16 protein-coding genes are annotated in these 19222 nt (G+C 66.0%); 12 read left to right on the top strand and 4 right to left on the bottom strand.

The genetic code is table 11. The features are described 5' to 3' along the window. Positions 1–21: 21 nt before the first annotated feature. The 5 genes from R2676_RS12440 (at position 22) to R2676_RS12460 (ending at position 4360) form a co-directional block, all read left to right on the top strand. On the top strand, positions 22–1614 hold the full coding sequence (locus R2676_RS12440) for an MFS transporter (protein ID WP_206274836.1): 1593 nt from the start codon (positions 22–24) through the stop codon (positions 1612–1614). Positions 1615–1672: 58 nt separating this feature from the next. Further along, positions 1673–2170 (top strand): MarR family winged helix-turn-helix transcriptional regulator, encoded by a 498-nt coding sequence (locus R2676_RS12445; RefSeq protein ID WP_206274837.1) that lies wholly within the window; start codon positions 1673–1675, stop codon positions 2168–2170. A 30-nt stretch (positions 2171–2200) separates the two neighbouring features. Next, entirely contained in the window at positions 2201–3172 is a 972-nt protein-coding gene (locus R2676_RS12450) for a magnesium and cobalt transport protein CorA (protein WP_206274838.1), read from the top strand. Between the two features lie 10 nt (positions 3173–3182). Then, positions 3183–3740, top strand: coding sequence for a DNA-3-methyladenine glycosylase I (locus R2676_RS12455; RefSeq protein ID WP_027680103.1), 558 nt, complete (start codon positions 3183–3185; stop codon positions 3738–3740). 74 nt (positions 3741–3814) lie between these two features. Then, on the top strand, positions 3815–4360 hold the full coding sequence (locus tag R2676_RS12460; protein WP_206274839.1) for an NADPH-dependent FMN reductase: 546 nt from the start codon (positions 3815–3817) through the stop codon (positions 4358–4360). A gap of 22 nt (positions 4361–4382) precedes the next feature. On the opposite strand, the gene R2676_RS12465 is transcribed toward R2676_RS12460, so the two are convergent. Beyond that, positions 4383–5609 (bottom strand): CynX/NimT family MFS transporter, encoded by a 1227-nt coding sequence (locus R2676_RS12465; RefSeq protein WP_206274840.1) that lies wholly within the window; start codon positions 5607–5609, stop codon positions 4383–4385. A 94-nt stretch (positions 5610–5703) separates the two neighbouring features. Beyond that, positions 5704–6582: a Rossmann-like and DUF2520 domain-containing protein gene (locus R2676_RS12470; RefSeq protein WP_206274841.1), complete on the bottom strand. Its 879-nt coding sequence runs from the start codon at positions 6580–6582 to the stop codon at positions 5704–5706. A 180-nt stretch (positions 6583–6762) separates the two neighbouring features. Between R2676_RS12470 and yddG the strand changes: the two genes are divergently transcribed. The 6 genes from yddG to R2676_RS12500 all read left to right on the top strand — a co-directional run bounded on the left by yddG (position 6763) and on the right by R2676_RS12500 (position 14807). After that, positions 6763–7683, top strand: a complete 921-nt coding sequence (gene yddG / locus R2676_RS12475; RefSeq protein ID WP_206274842.1) for an aromatic amino acid DMT transporter YddG — start codon at positions 6763–6765, stop codon at positions 7681–7683. A 173-nt stretch (positions 7684–7856) separates the two neighbouring features. Next, positions 7857–8012, top strand: a complete 156-nt coding sequence (locus R2676_RS12480) for a DUF3309 family protein (protein WP_012430511.1) — start codon at positions 7857–7859, stop codon at positions 8010–8012. Positions 8013–8156: 144 nt separating this feature from the next. Continuing rightward, on the top strand, positions 8157–9725 hold the full coding sequence (locus R2676_RS12485; protein ID WP_206274843.1) for an efflux transporter outer membrane subunit: 1569 nt from the start codon (positions 8157–8159) through the stop codon (positions 9723–9725). Further along, positions 9722–10882 (top strand): efflux RND transporter periplasmic adaptor subunit, encoded by a 1161-nt coding sequence (locus R2676_RS12490; RefSeq protein WP_206274844.1) that lies wholly within the window; start codon positions 9722–9724, stop codon positions 10880–10882. Before R2676_RS12485 ends, R2676_RS12490 begins: the two co-directional genes overlap by 4 nt. Next, positions 10879–13974, top strand: coding sequence for an efflux RND transporter permease subunit (locus R2676_RS12495; RefSeq protein WP_206274845.1), 3096 nt, complete (start codon positions 10879–10881; stop codon positions 13972–13974). Before R2676_RS12490 ends, R2676_RS12495 begins: the two co-directional genes overlap by 4 nt. A 47-nt stretch (positions 13975–14021) precedes the next feature. Continuing rightward, the gene (locus R2676_RS12500) at positions 14022–14807 is read left to right on the top strand and encodes a crotonase/enoyl-CoA hydratase family protein (protein WP_316857127.1); all 786 of its coding nucleotides are present in this window, start codon (positions 14022–14024) and stop codon (positions 14805–14807) included. 60 nt (positions 14808–14867) lie between these two features. Here R2676_RS12500 and metE read toward each other — a convergent pair whose 3' ends face one another. After that, the gene (metE, locus tag R2676_RS12505; protein WP_206271974.1) at positions 14868–17198 is read right to left on the bottom strand and encodes a 5-methyltetrahydropteroyltriglutamate--homocysteine S-methyltransferase; all 2331 of its coding nucleotides are present in this window, start codon (positions 17196–17198) and stop codon (positions 14868–14870) included. Positions 17199–17322: 124 nt separating this feature from the next. Here metE and R2676_RS12510 point away from each other — a divergent pair, with 124 nt between their 5' ends. Then, on the top strand, positions 17323–18240 hold the full coding sequence (locus R2676_RS12510; RefSeq protein WP_027680114.1) for a LysR family transcriptional regulator: 918 nt from the start codon (positions 17323–17325) through the stop codon (positions 18238–18240). On the opposite strand, the gene R2676_RS12515 is transcribed toward R2676_RS12510, so the two are convergent. Next, complete coding sequence (locus R2676_RS12515) at positions 18241–19161, bottom strand: LysR family transcriptional regulator (protein ID WP_206272010.1); 921 nt, start codon at positions 19159–19161, stop codon at positions 18241–18243. Between the last annotated feature and the right edge of the window lie 61 nt (positions 19162–19222).

The raw sequence follows: 19222 nt of genomic DNA on the forward strand, positions 1-19222 counted from the left end.
TTTGTCTTGCCGCTGCCCGCCATGGCTGTCCACACCGCGCTTCCGCATTCCCATACCCAGGTCCTGCCGTTCAAGGAGTCGCTCCTGGCGATGATCGGCATTTGCTTTGTCGTCGTTCTGGTGGCGTTCGACCAGACGGTGGTCTGCACCGCCTTGCCAACGGTTGTGGCCGAACTCAAAGGCTTTGAGCTGTACGCGTGGGTGGCGACGTCGTACCTGCTGACTTCCGTGGTGACGGTGCCGATCTTCGGGCGCCTGGGCGACTTTTACGGGCGCAAGCCCTTCGTGATTGCGTCCATCGTGGTCTTCACGCTGGCGTCGGTCATGTGCGGCATGGCCGGCAGCATGACGTTCCTGGTGTGGTCGCGGGCGCTGCAGGGCATTGGCGGCGGCATGCTGGTCGGCACGGCTTACGCGTGCATCCCCGATCTCTTTCCCGATGCGCGCGTGCGCTTGCGCTGGCAGGTGATGCTGAGCGCCTCGTTCGGTATCGCCAACGCCATCGGGCCAACGCTGGGCGGGTGGATGACGCAGGCATTCGGATGGCGGTCGGTGTTCTACGTGAACATCCCGTTTGGTGTGCTGGGGCTGTGGTTTGCCTGGCGCTTCCTGCCGCATCTGCGTCAGAACGTGCACACCGGACGTATCCGGCTGGATTGGCAGGGCGCGGTGCTCATCACGGTGGCGCTGGGCGCGTTGCAGCTGTTCGTCGAATGGCTGCCGCGACATGGCCTGACGCCGGCGTTGTTCGGCTGGCTGGTGCTGTCGGCCGCAGCGTTCGTGGCGCTGTGGTGGTGGGAGCAGCGTGCGGAGCAGCCGCTGCTGCCGTTCGATATGCTGCGCAACCCGGCGCTGGCCGCGCTGTTCATGCTGGCGTTGCTGTCCGGTTTTTCGATGTTTGCGGTGTTGTTCTACGCGCCGTTGCTGTTTCAGGGCGGGTTTGGCATGTCGCCGCAGGAAGCCGGCTTGGTGATCACGCCGCTGGTGGTCTGCATCACGCTGGGCAGCATCATCAACGGGCGCATCGTCACGCGTATTCCCAAGCCCAACGCCATGCTGTATGCCGGCTTTGCGCTGCTGACGGTGGCGGTGGCGGGCATGTCGGTGTCATCCCGCGGCATGCCGCACGTGGTGCTGACGTTGCTGATGCTGCTGGCAGGGCTCGGGCTCGGTTTCGTGCTGCCCAATCTGACCGTGTTTGCGCAGCAGACGGCCGGCCGCGCGCACCTGGGCATTGCGACCGCGTTGCTGCAATCGCTGCGCATGGTGGGCGGTATGGTCGGCACGGCGCTGGTCGGCACGCTGGTGAGCGAGCGCTATGCCTCGGGCGTTGCCAATGCGCTGCGCGCGGACAGCGCGACGCAGTGGTTGCATCAGCTTGCCGATCCCGAAATTCTCATCGATCATGACGCGCAAGCCGCCTTGCTTTCGCAGTTGCATGCTGCCGGCCACGACGGTGCGGCGCTGCTCGAAGCTGCGCGCCATGTGCTGGTGGGCGCCATCCATATCGGCCTGATCGTGGCGACGGTGGTGGCGCTGATTGGCCTCTGGTATGTGCGGCGGGTGCCGCCCGTGGTGCTGCACCATGTCGAGCCCGTGCAACATACGGAATAGGCGAGACACGCCGGAGCGGTTAGGATGCGCGGTTTCCCAGCAATCTCAGCCCTGATCGATGACCTCTGAACGCGAACGCTTCGCCGTCATGCACCAGTTCGGACGCACCTATCGTGCGTTTACGGCCGCCTTCGAGGCGCATGTCGGCCAGCCGATGCCGCGCTGGCGCATCCTGCTGGCGCTGCACGACAACACCGGCGGCGGCATGGCCCAGAAGCAGCTCGCCGAGCGCCTGCAGATGGACCCGGGCGCGCTCACCCGCCAACTCAAGGTGCTTGAGCAGCTCGGCTGGATCGAACGCGCAACGGATGCACGCGACAATCGCCTGACCAACGTGTCGCTGTCAGATGCCGGCCTGGCTGTCGTGCTCGACTGCATGCCGCGCCGCATCGCCTTCATCAATGCCACGCTCGACGGGCTGCCGGACGATCTCGTCCACGCGCTGTCCGAAGCGCTGGCGCAAATCGAAACACGTCTGGCCGAAGTGCCGGCGCCGGCCACCGCGGCCTCCACCGCATCCGATAGCAAATCCGCAGATCAGCCCGCAGACCGCTAATGCGCGCTGAATGCGTTCCCGGAGACAACCATGTCCATGGTGATCAACAGCGCGCTGTACCGCAACGGCAAGCGTGAGCGCGACCTGTCCGTCGAGGCCATCAGCGACGTGCTGCACACGCCGGGCTCCTTTGTCTGGCTTGGTTTGCATGAGCCCGACAACGCGATGCTCGACCTCGTGCAGGAGGAATTCGGCCTGCACGATCTCGCCATTGAAGACGCACGCAACGCGCACCAGCGGCCCAAGCTGGAGGTCTACGGCGACGTGCTATTCATCGTGCTGAACACCGCGCAGATGGAAGATGGCAACGTCGTCTTTGGCGAGACGCATCTGTTTGTCGGCCGGGACTTTCTTGTCTCGGTGCGGCATGGGCCGTCGGCGTCGTATTCGCCGGTGCGCGAACGTTGCGAGCGCACGCCGCAATTACTGGCCAAGGGCGCACCGTTTGCGCTGTATGCGGTGATGGACTTCGTGGTCGACAACTATCAGCCCGTGCTGGAACGCCTGCAGGAAGAATTCGAGCAGATCGAAAGCCAGATCTTTGGCGACACGTTCGATCGCGCGGCCATCGAGCGCCTCTATATGCTCAAGCGCCAGCTTCTGCGCCTGCGCAACGCCGCGCTGCCCGTGGAAGACATCGCCGGGCAGCTCGTGCGCCTGCATGAAGACGTGGTGCCCAAGGAACTGCGCGCGTATTTTCGCGATATTGCCGACCATGCGCACCGCGCGGTGGGCGCGCTCGACGTGATTCGCGAAATGCTGACCACGGCCATCTCCGTGAACGTGGCGCTCGTGTCGGTCACGCAAAACGACATCGTGAAGCGGCTGGCGGGGTGGGGCGCTATTCTGGCGATTCCGACCGTGGTGTTCAGCAACTACGGCATGAACTTCAAGGGCATGCCGGAGTTGGAGCATCCGGCGGGGTATCCCATCGTGCTGGCGTGCACGGCCACCGCTTGCGTGTGGCTGTATCGCAAGCTGCGCAAATCCGGCTGGATCTAGGAGACAAGAGATGGCGCGTTGCTGCTGGGCGGGCGAAGACCCGCTGATGATCGAGTATCACGACACCGAGTGGGGCGTGCCCTCGCACGATGATCGCCACCTTTACGAGATGCTCATTCTCGAAGGTGCGCAGGCCGGGCTGTCATGGCAGACCATTCTTCGCAAGCGGGCGCGCTATCAGGAAGTGTTCGAGGGGTTTGATGCGGCACGCGTGGCGCGCTTCACGCCGGCGCGCATCGAAAAGCTGCTCGCCGATCCGGGCATCGTACGCAATCGCGCCAAGGTCGAGGGCGCCGTCATCAATGCGCGGAAGGTGCTGGAACTTCAGGAAGAAATGGGTTCGCTCGACGCATTCCTGTGGTCGTTTGTCGATGGCAAGACCATCGTCAACCGCTGGGACAGCTACCGCGATGCACCCGCCGCGACCGACGCGTCCAAGGCGATGAGCAAGGCGCTGATCAAGCGCGGTTTCAAGTTTGTCGGCCCGACCATCTGCTACGCCTTCATGCAGGCCACCGGCATGGTCGACGATCATGAAGCGGGGTGCTTTCGCGCCGGCAAGGCTTAGCGCGTGAAGCCTCTTTTTGATCGGGCGAATGTCCGTTATTCTCGCCAGTCCCAACATTGACGGAGTCGTTCTTCATGTCGCTGAATTTTCTCGGCATTGCCGGTAGCCTGCGCCGCAAATCCACCAACCAGGGCCTGCTGCGCGCGGCATCCACTCGCCTGCCCGCAGGCGTGGAAATGGACCTGGCCGACCTGACGGATATTCCGTTCTACAACGCCGACATCACGGAGAAGCCTGCCTCGGTGGTGCGCGTGCTCGAGCAGCTCGGGCGCGCCGATGCGCTGGTGCTGGCTTGCCCCGAGTACAACTATTCGCTGGCGCCGGCGCTGAAGAACATTCTGGACTGGGCCTCGCGCGAGCCCAACAACGCGTTGCTGGCAGGCAAGCCGGTCGCCATTCTTGGTGCGGGCGGCGGCATGGGCACGTCGCGCGCGCAGTACCACCTGCGTCAGGTGTGCGTGTATCTGGATCTGCATCCGCTGAACAAGCCGGAAGTGTTCGCCAACGCGTTCGCCGGTGGCTTTAACGCCGATGGCGATCTGACGGACGAGCGCATTGCCGGCCTCATCACGGAACAGATGCAGGCGCTGGCCAACTGGACGTTGAAGCACAAGGCCTGATCGAAGCCTCGCGATAGCGATCTCACTCGCCGGCGTGCAGCGTACGGTTGCGTCCGGCGAGTGAGCCCGCCACGAGCGAGGCCAGCGCAATCGCGCTGAACAGCCAGCCCATCACGGCCCAGCTGCCGGTCAGATCGTGCAGCACGCCCATGAGGTACGGCCCCGCAGCGGCCATGGTGTAGCCGATGCCCTGCGTCATGGCCGACAGGCTTGCCGCCACGCGCGCATCGGCCGAGCGCAGCACGATCAACGACAGCGCCACGCTGAAATTGCCGCCCTGGCCGAGCCCCAGCAAGACCGCCCACCACCACAGCGTCGACAGCGGCGCGTACAGGCAACCCATCAGGCCGGCCCAGCACATCAGCATCATCAGGACGACGGCGGGGCGCTGGTCGCGCCCGAGCCGTGCCACAAACGGCCCGCCCAGCGCGGTGATGAGCTGCACGAGAATCGACACCGCCACCACCACGCCGGACTGCACGGCGGATAGCCCGCGGTCTTGCAGGATCACGGGCAGCCAGCCGAACACGCAATACGCCAGCGACGATTGCAGCCCCATATGGAGCGTCACCTGCCAGGCAATCGGCTTGTTCCACAGCGACACACGTTGCAGCCGCGTGGCCGCTCCCTTGCCGTGCGCATGCCGCATGTGCGGCCACCAGCCGACAAACGCCAGCAGAGCGGGCAACGCCCAGAATGCCAACGCCGGCTGCCATCCGCCAAGCCATGCCGAAAGCGGCGCGCTTGCCCCCGCTGCCACCGCCGCGCCAAAGCACAGCGCCATGGTGTAGACGCCGGTCATCAGGTCTGCCTGCCGGCCGAAATCGCGCTTGACGATGCCCGGCAGCAGAATGCCCGTCACGCCAATGCAGGCACCCGCCGCCAACGTGCCGATGAAGAGCGGCGCAACGCCGCCCGCGCTGCGCAACGCAATGCCTGCCGCCAACGCAATCAGCAAGCCGCCCACGGCGCGTTCTGCGCCAAATCGCCGAGCGAGCACTGCGGCGGCCGGCGCAAACAGGCCGAGGCACAGCACTGGCAGGGTCGTCAGCAAGCCCGCCGTGGCGCCAGACAGCCCCGTGCCTGCCGTCACCTGTTTAAGCACGGGCGACAGGCTCGACAACGCCGGGCGCAGGTTCACACCCACCAGCACCAATCCCACCACCAGCAGGATCAGCGCCCCGGATGAACGGGGTGCAGCGGTGTCATGTGCAGCAGGAGGTGGCGGCGAGTGCGGTGTGTGGGACATGGCAGAGCAGGCTGGCGGGCAAGCTGCCGATTGTAGGGCGCGCGCCGGATTGGTGCATGCGCGCCGCCCAATCCCAATGATGCCGACTCCGGAATTACGTAGGGTTGAGTCGCGCAGCCAGTTCGCTCAGCACATCTGCGGAGGGCGCGCCGCGCTCCGCGGCCAACGCCAGCGCGCGCCGTGTGAGTGCCGCGTACAGCGTTGCGTGATCGGCGCCGAGGGCATCGAGCGCTTGCAGATGTTTGTCGATCACGCCGCCGTCTCCGCGCGAGACCGGACCGGCGAGCGCTCCAGCCAGGCCGCGTGCGCGGGCTGCCGCCAGGGTGCCGTCCACCAGCGGCCACATGGCCGCGACAGCGGCATCGCGGTCGATGCCAGCGGCCTCCCACAGCGTGGCGGCTTCATGCAGCGCGCACAGCAGGAAGCTGGCCGCGTAGTTGGCGCCAGCGTGATACAGGGCGCGTTGCCCGGCGCGCACCTTCAGCGGCGTGCAGCCTAGCCGCAGCGCAAAGCTGGCGAGCGCCGCATCGTGCGGGGCGTCGGCGTCAATGGCGATGGAGGCGCCGCCCAGGCGTTCCGCGTCATCCGGCAAACCGGCAAACAGGAAGAGCGGGTGGAAGCTGGCGGTCTCCGCGCCGGCCTGGCGGGCGGCATCCAGCAAGTTGCGCTCGCCCGCGCCGCTGCAGTGGAGGACGAGCTGGCCCGGTCGCCAGCGCACGTTGCCGACCACGCCGGGGATGGCGTCATCCGGCACGGTCACGAACACCCAATCGGCGGCATCCGCCACGCCTTGCGCATCGACGGCCTTTGCGCCCGTGGCTTGTGCGAGCCACGCGGCGGCCGCGGCCGACCGGTTTGCAACCGCCACGGTGCGCACGCCTGCATCGTGTGCCCGTGTGGCCAATGCCCGCGCCAGCCGCCCCGTGCCAATCCAGCCCACGGAAACGGGCGCTTCGATTGCAAAAGACGTCATAGCAAACCTCGAATTTTTATCGTCAGCATCTTATAGCGAAGGATCATCGGTAGACGAAGATGCGGCTATCGCGCGCGCTGCGACTGCGGCCGGTAAACTGCACGGCTTTACCGGCCGAGTTGGGGCCGGGCGCAAGCGAGCGGTTTTCTTCAGGCGGACATGTCAGTGCAAGCAGGTGTTATGCAAAGCAAAAGTCGGGCAACACTCACCGGACTCATCGCCGTGCTGCTGTGGAGTTCGATCGTCGGATTGATCCGCGGCGTGAGCCAGCATCTGGGGGCTGTGGGCGGCGCCGCCATGATCTACACCGTCGCGTCGGTGCTGTTGATGTTCACGGTCGGCTTCAATCAACTGAGGACGTTTTCGCGGCGCTACCTGCTGTGGGGCAGCCTGCTGTTTGTGTCGTACGAGCTGTGTCTCTCGCTGTCGATCGGCTATGCCAGCAGCGGGCGGCAGGCGATCGAGGTCGGGATGGTCAATTACCTGTGGCCGACCTTCACGATGCTGGCGGCCATCGCGTTCAACAAGCAGCGGGCGAATGCGCTGATCGTGCCGGGCGTGGTCGTGTCCATCCTCGGAATCTGCTTCGTGCTGGGTGGGGACCAGGGGCTTGATATCGCCGGCATGGCCGGCAACGTCAAGGACAACCCGCTCAGTTACGGATTGGCCTTTGCAGGCGCGGTGATCTGGGCGGCGTATTGCACCGTGACCAGCCGCATTGCCAACGGCAAGAATGGCGCAACGCTGTTTTTCATCCTGACCGCGCTGGCGCTGTGGATCAAGTTCTTCGCCACGGGCGGCGGGGCGATGCATTTCAGCATGTCGGCGGTCGTCTACCTTGCGTTGGCCGCATCCGCAATGGGGTTTGGCTACGCGGCGTGGAACGTCGGCATCCTGCACGGCAACGTCACCGTGCTGGCGGGCGCGTCGTATTTCATCCCTGTGTTTTCGGCGGCGCTGGCTGCGGCGCTGTTGCATGCGCCGCTGTCATTTGCGTTCTGGAAGGGCGCGTCGATGGTGGTTGCCGGGTCGATCCTGTGTTGGCTGGCTACGCGCGGTGGTCGCGCAAAGACGTTGTCTTCGTCCAAGTCTTCTGCCTGACGTAAGAAAGGGCGCATGGAAGCCTTCAATGCGCCCACTATTTCGCAATTAACTGCCAAGAATTCAAGAAAACTTCGGATGGAGCCAGCACGGGAACGGGGCGTGCTAGATGCCGTGTAAGCCGCAGCGCCACGACGGAACGGCGGCATACCAACACAGAAACAGGAGGCATCATGTTGAGCACCATCCTCATCATCGTTCTCATCTTGCTGCTGATCGGCGCATTGCCGTCGTGGCCGTACAGCCGGAGTTGGGGCTACGGCCCGACGGGGGGTCTCGGGCTGATCGTGGTGATCGTCGTCATTCTCGTGTTGCTCGGCTATATCTGACGCCGCGGTCGACGCCGATGCGCGCAGGCTTCTGAGCATCGCCTGACCAGTTTTCGAGGGTTGGCTGAGCACCGTGGCGGGGCGGGTGTCTTGCAGACGCTTGACTGGGCATAATCCCAGCTGCGTTCCAGAAGGACACTTCCTATGAAGACAGGTCGGACAGGTCGACTCGCCGGCAGCCACGCGCCCGGCGGTCGCGCCCGAATCGCGCCGCTGGTGCTGGCCCTGCTGCTGGCCGGATGCGCGGTCGGGCCCGATTACCACACGCCGCCCCTGCGCGGCACCGAAGCCCCGCAAGGCTGGCATGCCACGCTGCCCCACCACGGCAGCCGCATGGCGCTGGCGCGCTGGTGGGAGCAGCTTCACGATCCTGTGCTCACCCAACTGGTTGAGCAAGCCGATGCGACGAGTCCGACGATTGCGCAGGCGGTAGGTCGCGTGCGCGAAGCGCGGGCGAGCGTTTCGTCCAGCCGCGCGGGGCTGCTACCGCAATTAAAAGGGTCCGGTTCTGCCATGCGGCAGGGCGGGTTCGGCGGCAGCCAGTTTGCCGGCGGCGCGGGCGGGCTTTCCGGTGGCGCACTCAACCCGACGCTGGGGCTCGGCACGATCACCACGCTGGCGGCGCAGGCCGACGCCTCGTGGGAGATCGACCTCTTCGGCGGCAAACGCCGCAGCCTGGAAGGCGCCGATGCACGGTTGACGGCCAGCGAGGCCGATTGGCACGACGCGCGTGTATCCCTCGCGGCCGAGGTCGCCAATACCTACTTGCAGCAACGCGAGTGCGAGGCGCTCGTGAATATCGGCGCGGCAACGCTGTCGTCCCGACAGGAAACGCTGCAACTGACCGAACGTAAATTCCGCGCGGGCTTTGTCGCGCCCGCGGACTTTGCGCAGGCGCAGGCCACCGTGGGCGATGCGGTGAATGCGCTGGAGGGCCAGCGTGCGCAATGTGCGCAGGGTATCGACAAGCTCGTCACCCTCACCAGCCTCGACCATGACGCACTGAACGGGCTGCTGTCCAAAAATAGCGCGCAGATTCCGGCGCCGCCCGATGCCGGCGTGCCCGATGTGCCGGCGCAGGTGCTGTCGCAACGGCCGGATGTGTCGTCGGCCGAGCGCGCGGTGGCGGGAGCCAGCGCCGATATCGGTGTGGCGGTGGCAAGCCGCTTGCCGTCGATCACGCTGGCGGGGTCCATCGGCATCAATTCGTACCGCCTTGGCGGTCAATCGTTGACGAGCAAGTCGTGGTCGTTTGGGCCGTCGGTGTCGTTGCCGATCTTTGACGGCGGCTCGGGCGCGGCGCGTGTGGAAACGGCGCGTGCCCGTTACGACCAGGCGCTGGCCAGCTATCGCGGCAAGGTGCGCCAGGCGGTGCAGGAAGTGGAAGACGCGCTGGTGCGCCTCGATGCTTCGGACCGCCGCGTCGATGCTGCCGCGATGGCCGATGCGCAATACGCAAAGGTGCTGGAAGCGTCGAATGCGCGCTACCGCCTGGGCGCCGGCAGCCTGCTCCAACTGGAAGACGTGCGGCGTACGGCGTTGCAGGCTTCGCAATCGCTGGCGGCCGTCAAGCTCGAACGTGCACAGGCATGGGTGGCGCTGTACAAGGCCGTCGGCGGCGGCTGGCGCGACGATGGCGCCAATCCCCCTCCCGAAAACAAGACCACTGCGCCGGCCGCACAGGGCGGGGCGCATACCGGAACCGCTTCATGACAGGACAACGAGTTTGGATGGGCGCGCTGGCGGTGTTGCTGGCCGGCGCGCTGGCGGCGTGCGGCAAATCTGCGCCCGAGAACAAGAAGAACGAGCAGACGCCCGCCAAGCCGGCGCTGGCTGTCAACGTTGCGCATCTCGCACAGCAGGTGTGGCCGCGTGTCGCCACGGCCAGCGGTGCGGTGCAGCCGTGGCAGGAAGCCAGCATCGGCGCCGAGGTGAGCGGGTTGAAGCTGGCGGAAGTGCTCGTCAACGTGGGCGATGTGGTCAAGCAAGGCCAGCTGCTTGCCCGTCTGTCGGATGAAACCGTGCGGGCCGATGTGGCCGCGCAGCGTGCCAGCCTGGCCGAAGCCGAGGCATCGGCCGCGCAAGCCGCCGGCGAGGCGCACCGCGCGCACGAACTCGACAAGAGCGGTGCGATCAGCCAACAGGATCTGATCCAGTACGACACGCAGGCCAAGACGGCGGCTGCCAAGCTGGCCGCCGCCCGGGCGCAGTTCGAGAGCCAGCAATTGCGTTTGCGCTACACGCGTGTGGTCGCGCCCGACGATGGCGTGATCAGCGCACGCACGGCCACCGTGGGCGCCGTGGTGTCGTCCGGCACCGAACTGTTCAAGCTCATCCGCAAGAACCGCCTGGAATGGCGCGCCGAAATGCACGGCGACGTCCTGCCGCGCATCCAGCCCGGCCAGGCCGCGCGCGTGCGCCGCATGGACGGCGGCGTGGTGAACGGCCGCGTGCGCCAGGTCGCTCCCACGGTGGACGCCAACACGCGCAATGGCCTCGTCTATGTCGATCTGCCGCCGGAAGCTGCAACGTCCGGCGTGAAGGCCGGCATGTATCTCTCGGGCGATGTGCTGCTGGGCGATGCGCCGGCCGCGACCTTGCCGGAGACCGCCGTCTTCTCACGCGATGGTTACGACTACGTGATGGTCATCGGCCAGCAAGGCCGCGTGCGCCAGACCAAGGTCACGGTCGGGCGCCGTCAGGCCGGAAACGTTGAAATCGTGCAGGGCATCGGCGCGAATGACGGCGTGGTCGCTGCCGGCGCTGCCTTCCTGAGCGATGGCGATGTGGTGCGTGTGGCGGCCGCCGGTGCAGCGTCCGCACCCGCCGCGCCCACCACAGCGGCGTCGGCAGCCGGAGCCAAGCCATGAACTTTTCCGCCTGGGCGATCCGCAAGCCGATCCCGTCGATCCTGCTGTTCATCCTGATCACGGTGGCGGGGCTGGTGTCGTTCAAGATGCTGTCGATCCAGAACTTTCCGGACATCGACTTTCCCGCGGTTTCCGTGACGGCCAGCCTGCCGGGCGCCACGCCCACGCAGATGGAAACCGAGGTCACGCGCAAGATCGAAGACAGCATTGCGAGCATCGGCGCGATCAAGCACATCACGTCCACCATCAACGACGGCAGCTCGACCACGATGGTCGAGTTCCAGCTCGAGAAGGATGTGCAGGAGGCCGTGAACGACGTGCGTGACGCGGTCAGCCGCATCCGTGCGCAACTGCCGTCCGACGTGCAGGAACCCGTCATTTCGCGCGTGACGTTCGCGAGCATGCCCGTGCTGACGTACGCCGTGGAAGCGTCCGACATGGATGCGGAGGATCTGTCCTGGTTCGTCGACAACACGGTCAACAAGCGGCTGCTGTCGGTGCATGGCGTGGCCAAGGTGACGCGCCAGGGCGGTGTGGACCGCGAAGTGCGCGTGCAGCTTGACCCCGTGCGCCTGCAGGCGTTGAACGTGTCGGCGGCGGACATCAGCGCGCAAGTGCGCGGCATGCAGCAGGAAGCGCCGGGTGGGCGCGGCAACATCGGCGGGCAGGAGCAGGCCGTGCGCACGCTCGGCACGGTGAAGAGCGCGCGCGAACTGGCGCAGATGGACATCCCGTTGTCCGACGGCCGGCGCATCCGCCTGTCGGATGTGGCCGACGTGCGCGATACCTCGGCTGAGCCACGCCAGATGGCGCTGTTCGACGGCAAGGCTGTCGTGAGCTTCCAGGTGTTCCGCTCGCGCGGCGCAAGCGAAATCTCGGTGGCCAAGGGCGTACGCGAAGCGCTGGCTGCGTTGCAGGCCGAGCGGCCCAACGTGCATGTGACCGAGGTCTACAACATGGTCAAGCCGGTGTCGGACGCGTACACCGCGTCGATGCACGCGCTATACGAAGGCGCCATCCTCGCCGTGATCGTGGTGTGGCTGTTCCTGCGCGATTGGCGGGCCACGTTCGTGTCGGCGGTGGCGTTGCCGTTGTCGATCATCCCGACCTTCGCGGCCATGCAGTTGCTCGACTTCACGCTCAACGGCATCACGCTGCTGGCGCTCACGCTGGTGGTCGGGATTCTTGTCGACGACGCCATCGTGGAGGTGGAGAACATCGTGCGCCACCTGCGCAATGGCAAGAAGCCGCTGGAGGCCGCCATGGAAGCGGCGCAGGAGATTGGCCTGGCCGTGGTGGCGACATCGCTCACGCTGGTGGCGGTGTTTCTGCCGACGGCCTTCATGGGCGGTATCTCGGGCAAGTTCTTCAAGCAGTTCGGATGGACGGCGTCGCTGGCGGTGCTGGCCTCATTGCTCGTGGCGCGGCTGCTCACGCCCATGATGGCGGCCTACATGCTCAAGCCGCAGGACGAGCCGAACCGCGACAGCTGGATCATGACGCGCTATCTGCAGGCGGCACGCTGGTGTCTGGTGCATCCATGGAAGACGGGCGGCATGGCGGCGGCGTTCTTCGTTGTGTCGGTCGCCATCATCGGGCTGATTCCGGCAACGTTCCTGCCGCCCGAAGACTGGGCGCAATTGCAGATGACGGTGGAAAGCCCGCCCGGCAGCACCATCGCGCAAACGCGCGACAACACCGAGCGCGTGCGCAAGATCGTGATGCAGCACAAGGAAGTCCGTCACGTCTATACGGCCATCGGCTCGGGCGTGATGGCCGGCGTGCCGGGCTCCAGCGGCGGCGACGTGCGCAACGGCACGCTCACGATCTCGCTGACTGACCGGCATGATCGGCACGTCAAGCAGCAGGACGTCCAGCGGCAGTTGCGCGAAATGCTCGAAGGCGTGCCGGGCGTGCGGATCTCGTTTGGCGCGGTGGGCTCCGGCGAGCAACTCCAGGTGGTGCTGACCGGCGACGATCCTGCCACGCTTCAGCAGGCCGCGCGCGATGTGATGCGCGATCTGCGTACCGTGCCGGGGCTCGGTGCGGTCACGTCGTCGGCCAGTCTGCTGCGGCCCGAAATCGTCATCCGCCCCGACTTTGCGCGCGCGGCACAGCAAGGCGTGACCGCCGCGGCGATTGGCCAGGCCGTGCGCGTGGCAACCGCCGGCGACTACGACGTCAACCTGCCGAAGCTGAATCTGCCCGAGCGGCAGGTGTACATCCGCGTTGAACTGGATCCGAAGGCGCGCAACCAGATCGACACGATCCGCCAGTTGCGCGTGCCGGGCCGCAACGGCGCGGTGCCGCTGGAAAACATCGCCGATATTTCCATCGGCAGCGGCCCCGCGCAGATCGACCGGTATGACCGCAGCCGCAACGTCACCATCAGCGTCGGGCTGGAAGGGCGCGCGCTGGGCGACACCAACATGGCGGTGGAGGCGCTGCCGTCCATCAAGAACTTGCCGCCGGGCGTGCGCCGCATTGCCTCGGGCGATGTGGAAGGCATGCAGGAGCTGTTCAGCAGCTTCTTCCTCGCCATGTTTGCCGGCGTGCTGTGCGTGTATGCGGTGCTGGTGCTGCTGTTCCACGACTTCACGCAGCCGGTGACGATTCTGGCGGCGCTGCCGCTGTCGGTGGGCGGAGCGTTCGGGCTCTTGGCGTTGTTTGGTTTCAGCTTGTCGTTACCGGCGTTGATCGGCTTGCTGATGCTGATGGGCATCGTCACCAAGAACTCGATCCTGCTGGTCGAATACGCCATCGTTGCGCGGCGCGATCTCGGCATGTCGCGCACGGAGGCGATCATCGACGCTTGCCACAAGCGTGCCCGCCCCATCGTCATGACCACGGTGGCCATGACGGCGGGCATGGTGCCGATGGCGCTCGGCTTGGAAGGCGATGCCGGCTTCCGCGCACCGATGGCCGTGGCGGTGATCGGCGGTCTGCTGACTTCTACGCTGCTGAGCCTGCTCGTGGTGCCGGTGGTGTTCGAGAAGGTGGACGACTTCAAGGAGTGGGCCTTGCGCAAGTTCCGCGGCGTGCGCCATCACGGGCACGGGGCGGAGGCCGCGTCGGAGCATGGCCCGCGCTAGGTGTAGCATCGGCGGTCTGCCAACGTACCGCGCTGCGGAGACCGCCCATGCCCGATGCCGTGCTCTTCCAGACCGATGGCCCGGTCTGCACCATCCTGCTCAATCGACCCGAATGCCGCAACGCGGTGGACGGGCCGACTGCTGCCGCGCTGCTCAATGCGTTCGAGCGTTTCGAAGCCGATGACGCGTTGCGCGTTGCCGTGCTTGGCGGCACCGGCGGCCACTTCTGTGCCGGCGCCGACCTGACGGCCGTCGGCGATCCTTCCAGACGCAATCATCTCGATCCTGACGGCGGCATGCCCGGCCCGATGGGCCCTTCGCGCATGGCGCTGTCCAAGCCGCTCATCGCTGCGGTAAGCGGCTATGCCGTGGCGGGCGGGCTGGAGCTTGCGCTGTTGGCCGACCTGCGCGTCATGGAGCGCGACGCCGTATTCGGCGTGTTCTGCCGCCGCTGGGGTGTGCCCCTTATCGACGGCGGTACGGTGCGCTTGCCGCGCATCATCGGCATGGGCCGAGCGTTGGACATGATCCTGACTGGCCGCGCTGTTTCCGCGGACGAGGCGCTCGCCATGGGGCTGGCCAATCGTGTCGTCGGAATCGGCGAGTCGCTTGCCACGGCGCAGAAGCTTGCCAGAGACATCGCCGCCTTCCCGCAGCAATGCATGCTGGCCGATCGGGCGTCGGCGTATGCGCAGTGGGATTTGCCGGTGGCGGCAGCGCTGCAACAGGAAGGCGCGCGTGGCACGCCGATGGTGTTTGCCGAAGGGGTGGAGGGCGCCGCGCGATTTGCAGGCGGTGCCGGCCGGCATGGAGGGCCGGATACCTCAGCTTGAGAAAAAAAAACGCCAACCGGAACAAATGGTTGGCGTTTTACTGTGTGGCGGCGCGGTTGCTTAAGCCGTCGCACCTTCGTCCTGCGTCGCCTGGCTCCCCGCATGCAGCGCATTGGCATGCTTGGCGCGCAAGCGGCGCGTGGCTTCCACCATGCCTTGCAATGCCGCTTCCACTTCCGGCCAGCCGCGCGTCTTCAGGCCGCAGTCGGGGTTGACCCACAGGCGTTGCACCGGCACAACCTGCGCCGCCTTGTCGAGCAACGCTTCCATCTCTTCCACACGCGGCACGCGCGGCGAATGGATGTCGTACACGCCCGGCCCAATCTCGTTCGGGTACGCAAATTCGCCAAACGCGTCCAGCAGTTCCATGTTCGAACGCGAGGTCTCGATGGTGATCACGTCGGCATCCATCGACGCGATGGCCGGCAGGATGTCGTTGAACTCCGAATAGCACATGTGCGTGTGGATCTGCGTGTCGTTACGCACGCCGGAGGCCGACACGCGGAACGCACGCGCCGCCCATTCCAGGTAGCCCGGCACATCGGAGGCGCGCAACGGCAGGCCTTCGCGGAAAGCCGGTTCGTCGATCTGGATGGCGGCAATGCCGGCGGCTTCCAGATCGCACACTTCGTCGCGCAGGGCGAGGGCGATCTGCAGTGCGGTCTGCTCGCGCGGCTGGTCGTCGCGCACGAACGACCACTGCAGCATCGTCACCGGGCCGGTCAGCATGCCCTTCATCGGCTTGGTGGTCAGGCTTTGTGCGTACTTGGACCACTCGACCGTCATCGCTTCCGGGCGATACACGTCGCCGTAGATCACGGGCGGCTTTACGCAGCGCGAGCCGTAGCTCTGCACCCAGCCGTTGGCGGTGAAGGCGTAGCCCCACAGCAGTTCGCCGAAGTATTCGACCATGTCGTTGCGCTCGGCTTCTCCGTGCACGAGCATGTCGAGGCCGAGCGCTTCCTGGCGGCGCACGACGTCGGTAATCTCGGCGCGCATGCGCTGCAGGTAATCCAGCGCGGGGAGTTCGCCGCGCTTGTGTTGCGCGCGCGCCTGGCGAATCTCGGCCGTCTGCGGGAACGAGCCGATGGTGGTGGTCGGCAGCAGCGGCAGGTTCAGGCGGGCTTGCTGCGCTTCTGCGCGGTCGGCGTAAGGTGCGGCGCGCTCTGCATCTTCCGCGCGGATCGCGGCGACGCGCTTCTTGACGCCAGCGTTGTGCACGCGGCGGGATTGGGTGCGCGAGGCGATGGCCGCGCGGTTCTCATCCAGCGCCTTCTGCACGGCGGCGGGGCCTTCGACCAGCGCGAGCTTGAGGATCGCCAGTTCGTCCAGCTTCTGGCGCGCGAAGGCCAGCCAGCCCTTGAGTTCGTCGTCGAGCTTGGTTTCGGCGGACAAGTCCACCGGCACATGCAGCAGCGAGCAGCTCGGCGCGACCCACAGGCGATCGCCAAAGGCTTCGGCCAGCGGCGCCACGCGTTCAAGAACGCGCGCGAGATCGGAGCGCCAGATGTTGCGGCCGTCGACCACGCCAACGGAGAGCACCTTGTCTGCCGGCCACGGTGCGAACGCGCCAAGCTGTTCCGGCGCACGCACGAGATCCAGGTGCACGCCATCGACCGGCAGGGATTTGATCAGTGCAGCGTGGTGGGACGCAGCTTCGAAGTACGTCGCCAGCAGCAGCTTCGGGCCGTTGGCAGCGGCCAGCGCCAGGTAAGCGGGGCCGAATGCGTCCACCCAGGCTTGCGGCAGATCCAGCACCAGCGCTGGTTCGTCGATCTGCACCCATTCCACATTCAGCGCGGCCAGGCGCTGCAGCACAGCCGCGTACGCCTGAAGCACTTGCGGCAGCAGTGCGAGCTTGTCGGTCAAGCCGTTGCGCGCCTTGGCCAGATGCAGGAACGTGACCGGCCCGATGAGCGCTACCTTCACGCGGTGCCCCGCGGCCTGTGCCTCGCGCACTTCGTCGAACAGCCATTCGGTGCCTTGGCCCCATTGCCGATCGAGGAGGTCGGGCGTCAGTTCAGGCACGAGGTAGTGGTAATTCGTGTCGAACCACTTCGTCATTTCCATGGCCGCGTGATCGGCATTGCCACGGGCGAGCACGAACGATTGCGCCAGCGTCAGGTGTGCGGCGTCAAAGCCGTAGCGCGTGGGAATGGCGCCGAGCAGGGCGGCCGTCTGCAGCACCTGGTCGTACCAGGCGAAATCGCCCACGGTCACAAAGTCGAGGCCGGCGTCGCGCTGGGCAGTCCAGTGGCGCTCGCGCAGGGCACGGCCGGTGGCGCGCAGGTCGTCTTCGGACGAGGCGCCTTTCCAGAACGATTCGAGCGCGAACTTCAGCTCGCGTTGCGCGCCGATGCGCGGGTAGCCGAGGGTGTGGATGGTCGTCATAGTGGTCGCAGGAGGAGCGATTCGGTTTTCAGTCCAGCGATGATCGGCGACCCGTTGTCATGAATCAAATGATATTATTTTCGATAACGTTGAATGGGATTCATAGATTGGAAATCGCACGAACATGCTCGAAATCCGCCATCTGCGCACGCTGATCGCCCTGGCCGACGGTGGCTCCGTCTCGCGCGCTGCCGAGCGGCTGCACCTCACGCAATCGGCGCTGTCGCATCAATTGCGCGCGCTGGAGTCGCACTATGGGCTGGCCGTCGTGCGCCGCAAGGGCCAGACGGTGGAATTGACCGAAGCCGGCGAGCGCATGCTGGAACTCGCGCAAAAGGTCGTCGCCGACATCCAGACCGCCGAGCGCGACCTGGAACGCATCAAGGGCCGCGCGGCCGGCACGCTGCGCATCGCGCTGGAATGCCACACCTGCTTTGACTGGCTGATGCCCGTGATGGACGCCTTCCGCCAGCGATGGCCCGAAGTGGAGATGGACCTCGTGTCGGGTTTCCACACCGATCCGCTCGCGCTGCTCAAGGACGGCCGCGCCGACGTCATCATCGGCTCCGACGCCAAGATGCGACGCGGCGTGGTGTTTGCACCGCTGTTCCGCTTCGAGATCCTCGCTGTGCTGCCCGTTGACCACGCGCTGCGCAACAAGAAGTGGCTGGAGGCGAAGGACTTTACGGACCAGACGCTCATCACCTACCCCGTGCCCGAAGAGCGCATCGATCTGATCCGCCAGGTGCTGACACCGGCCGGCATCGCATTCAACCGCCGCACGGCAGAGCTGACCATCGCCGTGCTGCAGCTCGTTGCCAGCCGCCGCGGGCTTGCCGCGCTGCCGAGTTGGGGCATCAAGAATTACGTCGATTACGAATACGTGGTGGCCAAGCGTGTCGGCAAGGAAGGCCTGTGGAGCGATCTCTACGCCGCCATGACGCGCGACTATGCGCAGGCGCCGTTTGCGCAGGACTTTATCGAGACGGCCAAGTCGATCTGCTTTGCGCAGTTGCCGGGCTTGATGCCGCTGGAAGCGTAATCAGGCGTGCCCCTTGCGGGGCAGGCGCGGCAACTTGCCTTGCAGACCGTCTTTCAGGAAGTCCAGCAAATGCCGCGTCGCGAGTGTCCGGTATCGACTCGGCATTGCCAGCATGTAAAGGCGGCTGCCAAACACGCTGAACCGATACGCGGGCAGCACGCGTTTGACGTGGCCGTCGCGCAGATCATCGGCCGCGGCGTAATAGGGCAGGATCCCGAGCCCATTGCCCGAACGCACGGCGGCTTGCAGGAACAGGTAGTTGTCGGACGAGACGCCCGGGTCCAGCGTCACGAGTGTCCGCTCATCGCCCAGTTGCGCCGACAGCCGCAACGGTTGTCCGACGGCCGGCGCGCTGACGATGGTGTGGGCTGCGAGCGCGTCGAGCGTTTTCGGCACGCCATGCACGGCCAGGTAGTCCGGCGCGGCGCACAGCACCCAGTCGACTTCATCGAGCAGCGTGGCGACCAGCGATTCCGGCGGGTTGGAAACGATGCGCAGCGCCACGTCGACGTCCTCGCCAATCAGGTCCGACACCCGGTTGTCGAACCGCACATCCAGGCGGATATCCGGATACGCCCGCTTGAAGGCCACCAGAAGCGGTGACACCAGCAAATGCCCCAATCCCGTCGGCACCGATAGCCGCACGCTGCCTTGCAGTGATTTGCCGAGCGACGAGACCAGCGCGTCGGCGGCGGCCATTTCGCGCAGGATGCTGCGGCCGTGTTCGTAGATGCCGGCGCCCACCTCCGTGGGTTCCACGCGGCGCGTGGTCCGGCGCAGCAGCTGCACGCCCAGTGCGCGCTCAAACGCCTTCAGCCGGTGGCTCACGTTCGAGCGCGTGGTCTGCAGCCGGCGTGCTGCCGCCGACAGGTTGCCCGCGTCGACGATTTCCACGAACAGCTTGAGCGCATTGAGATCCACGACGGCCCGCCAGATTGGTGAATGAGACTCGACATTCTGTTGATGCCGGTCCGGATTGTCA

It is taken from the genome of Ralstonia flatus (assembly GCF_958439105.1).
GTDB lineage: Bacteria > Pseudomonadota > Gammaproteobacteria > Burkholderiales > Burkholderiaceae > Ralstonia > Ralstonia flatus.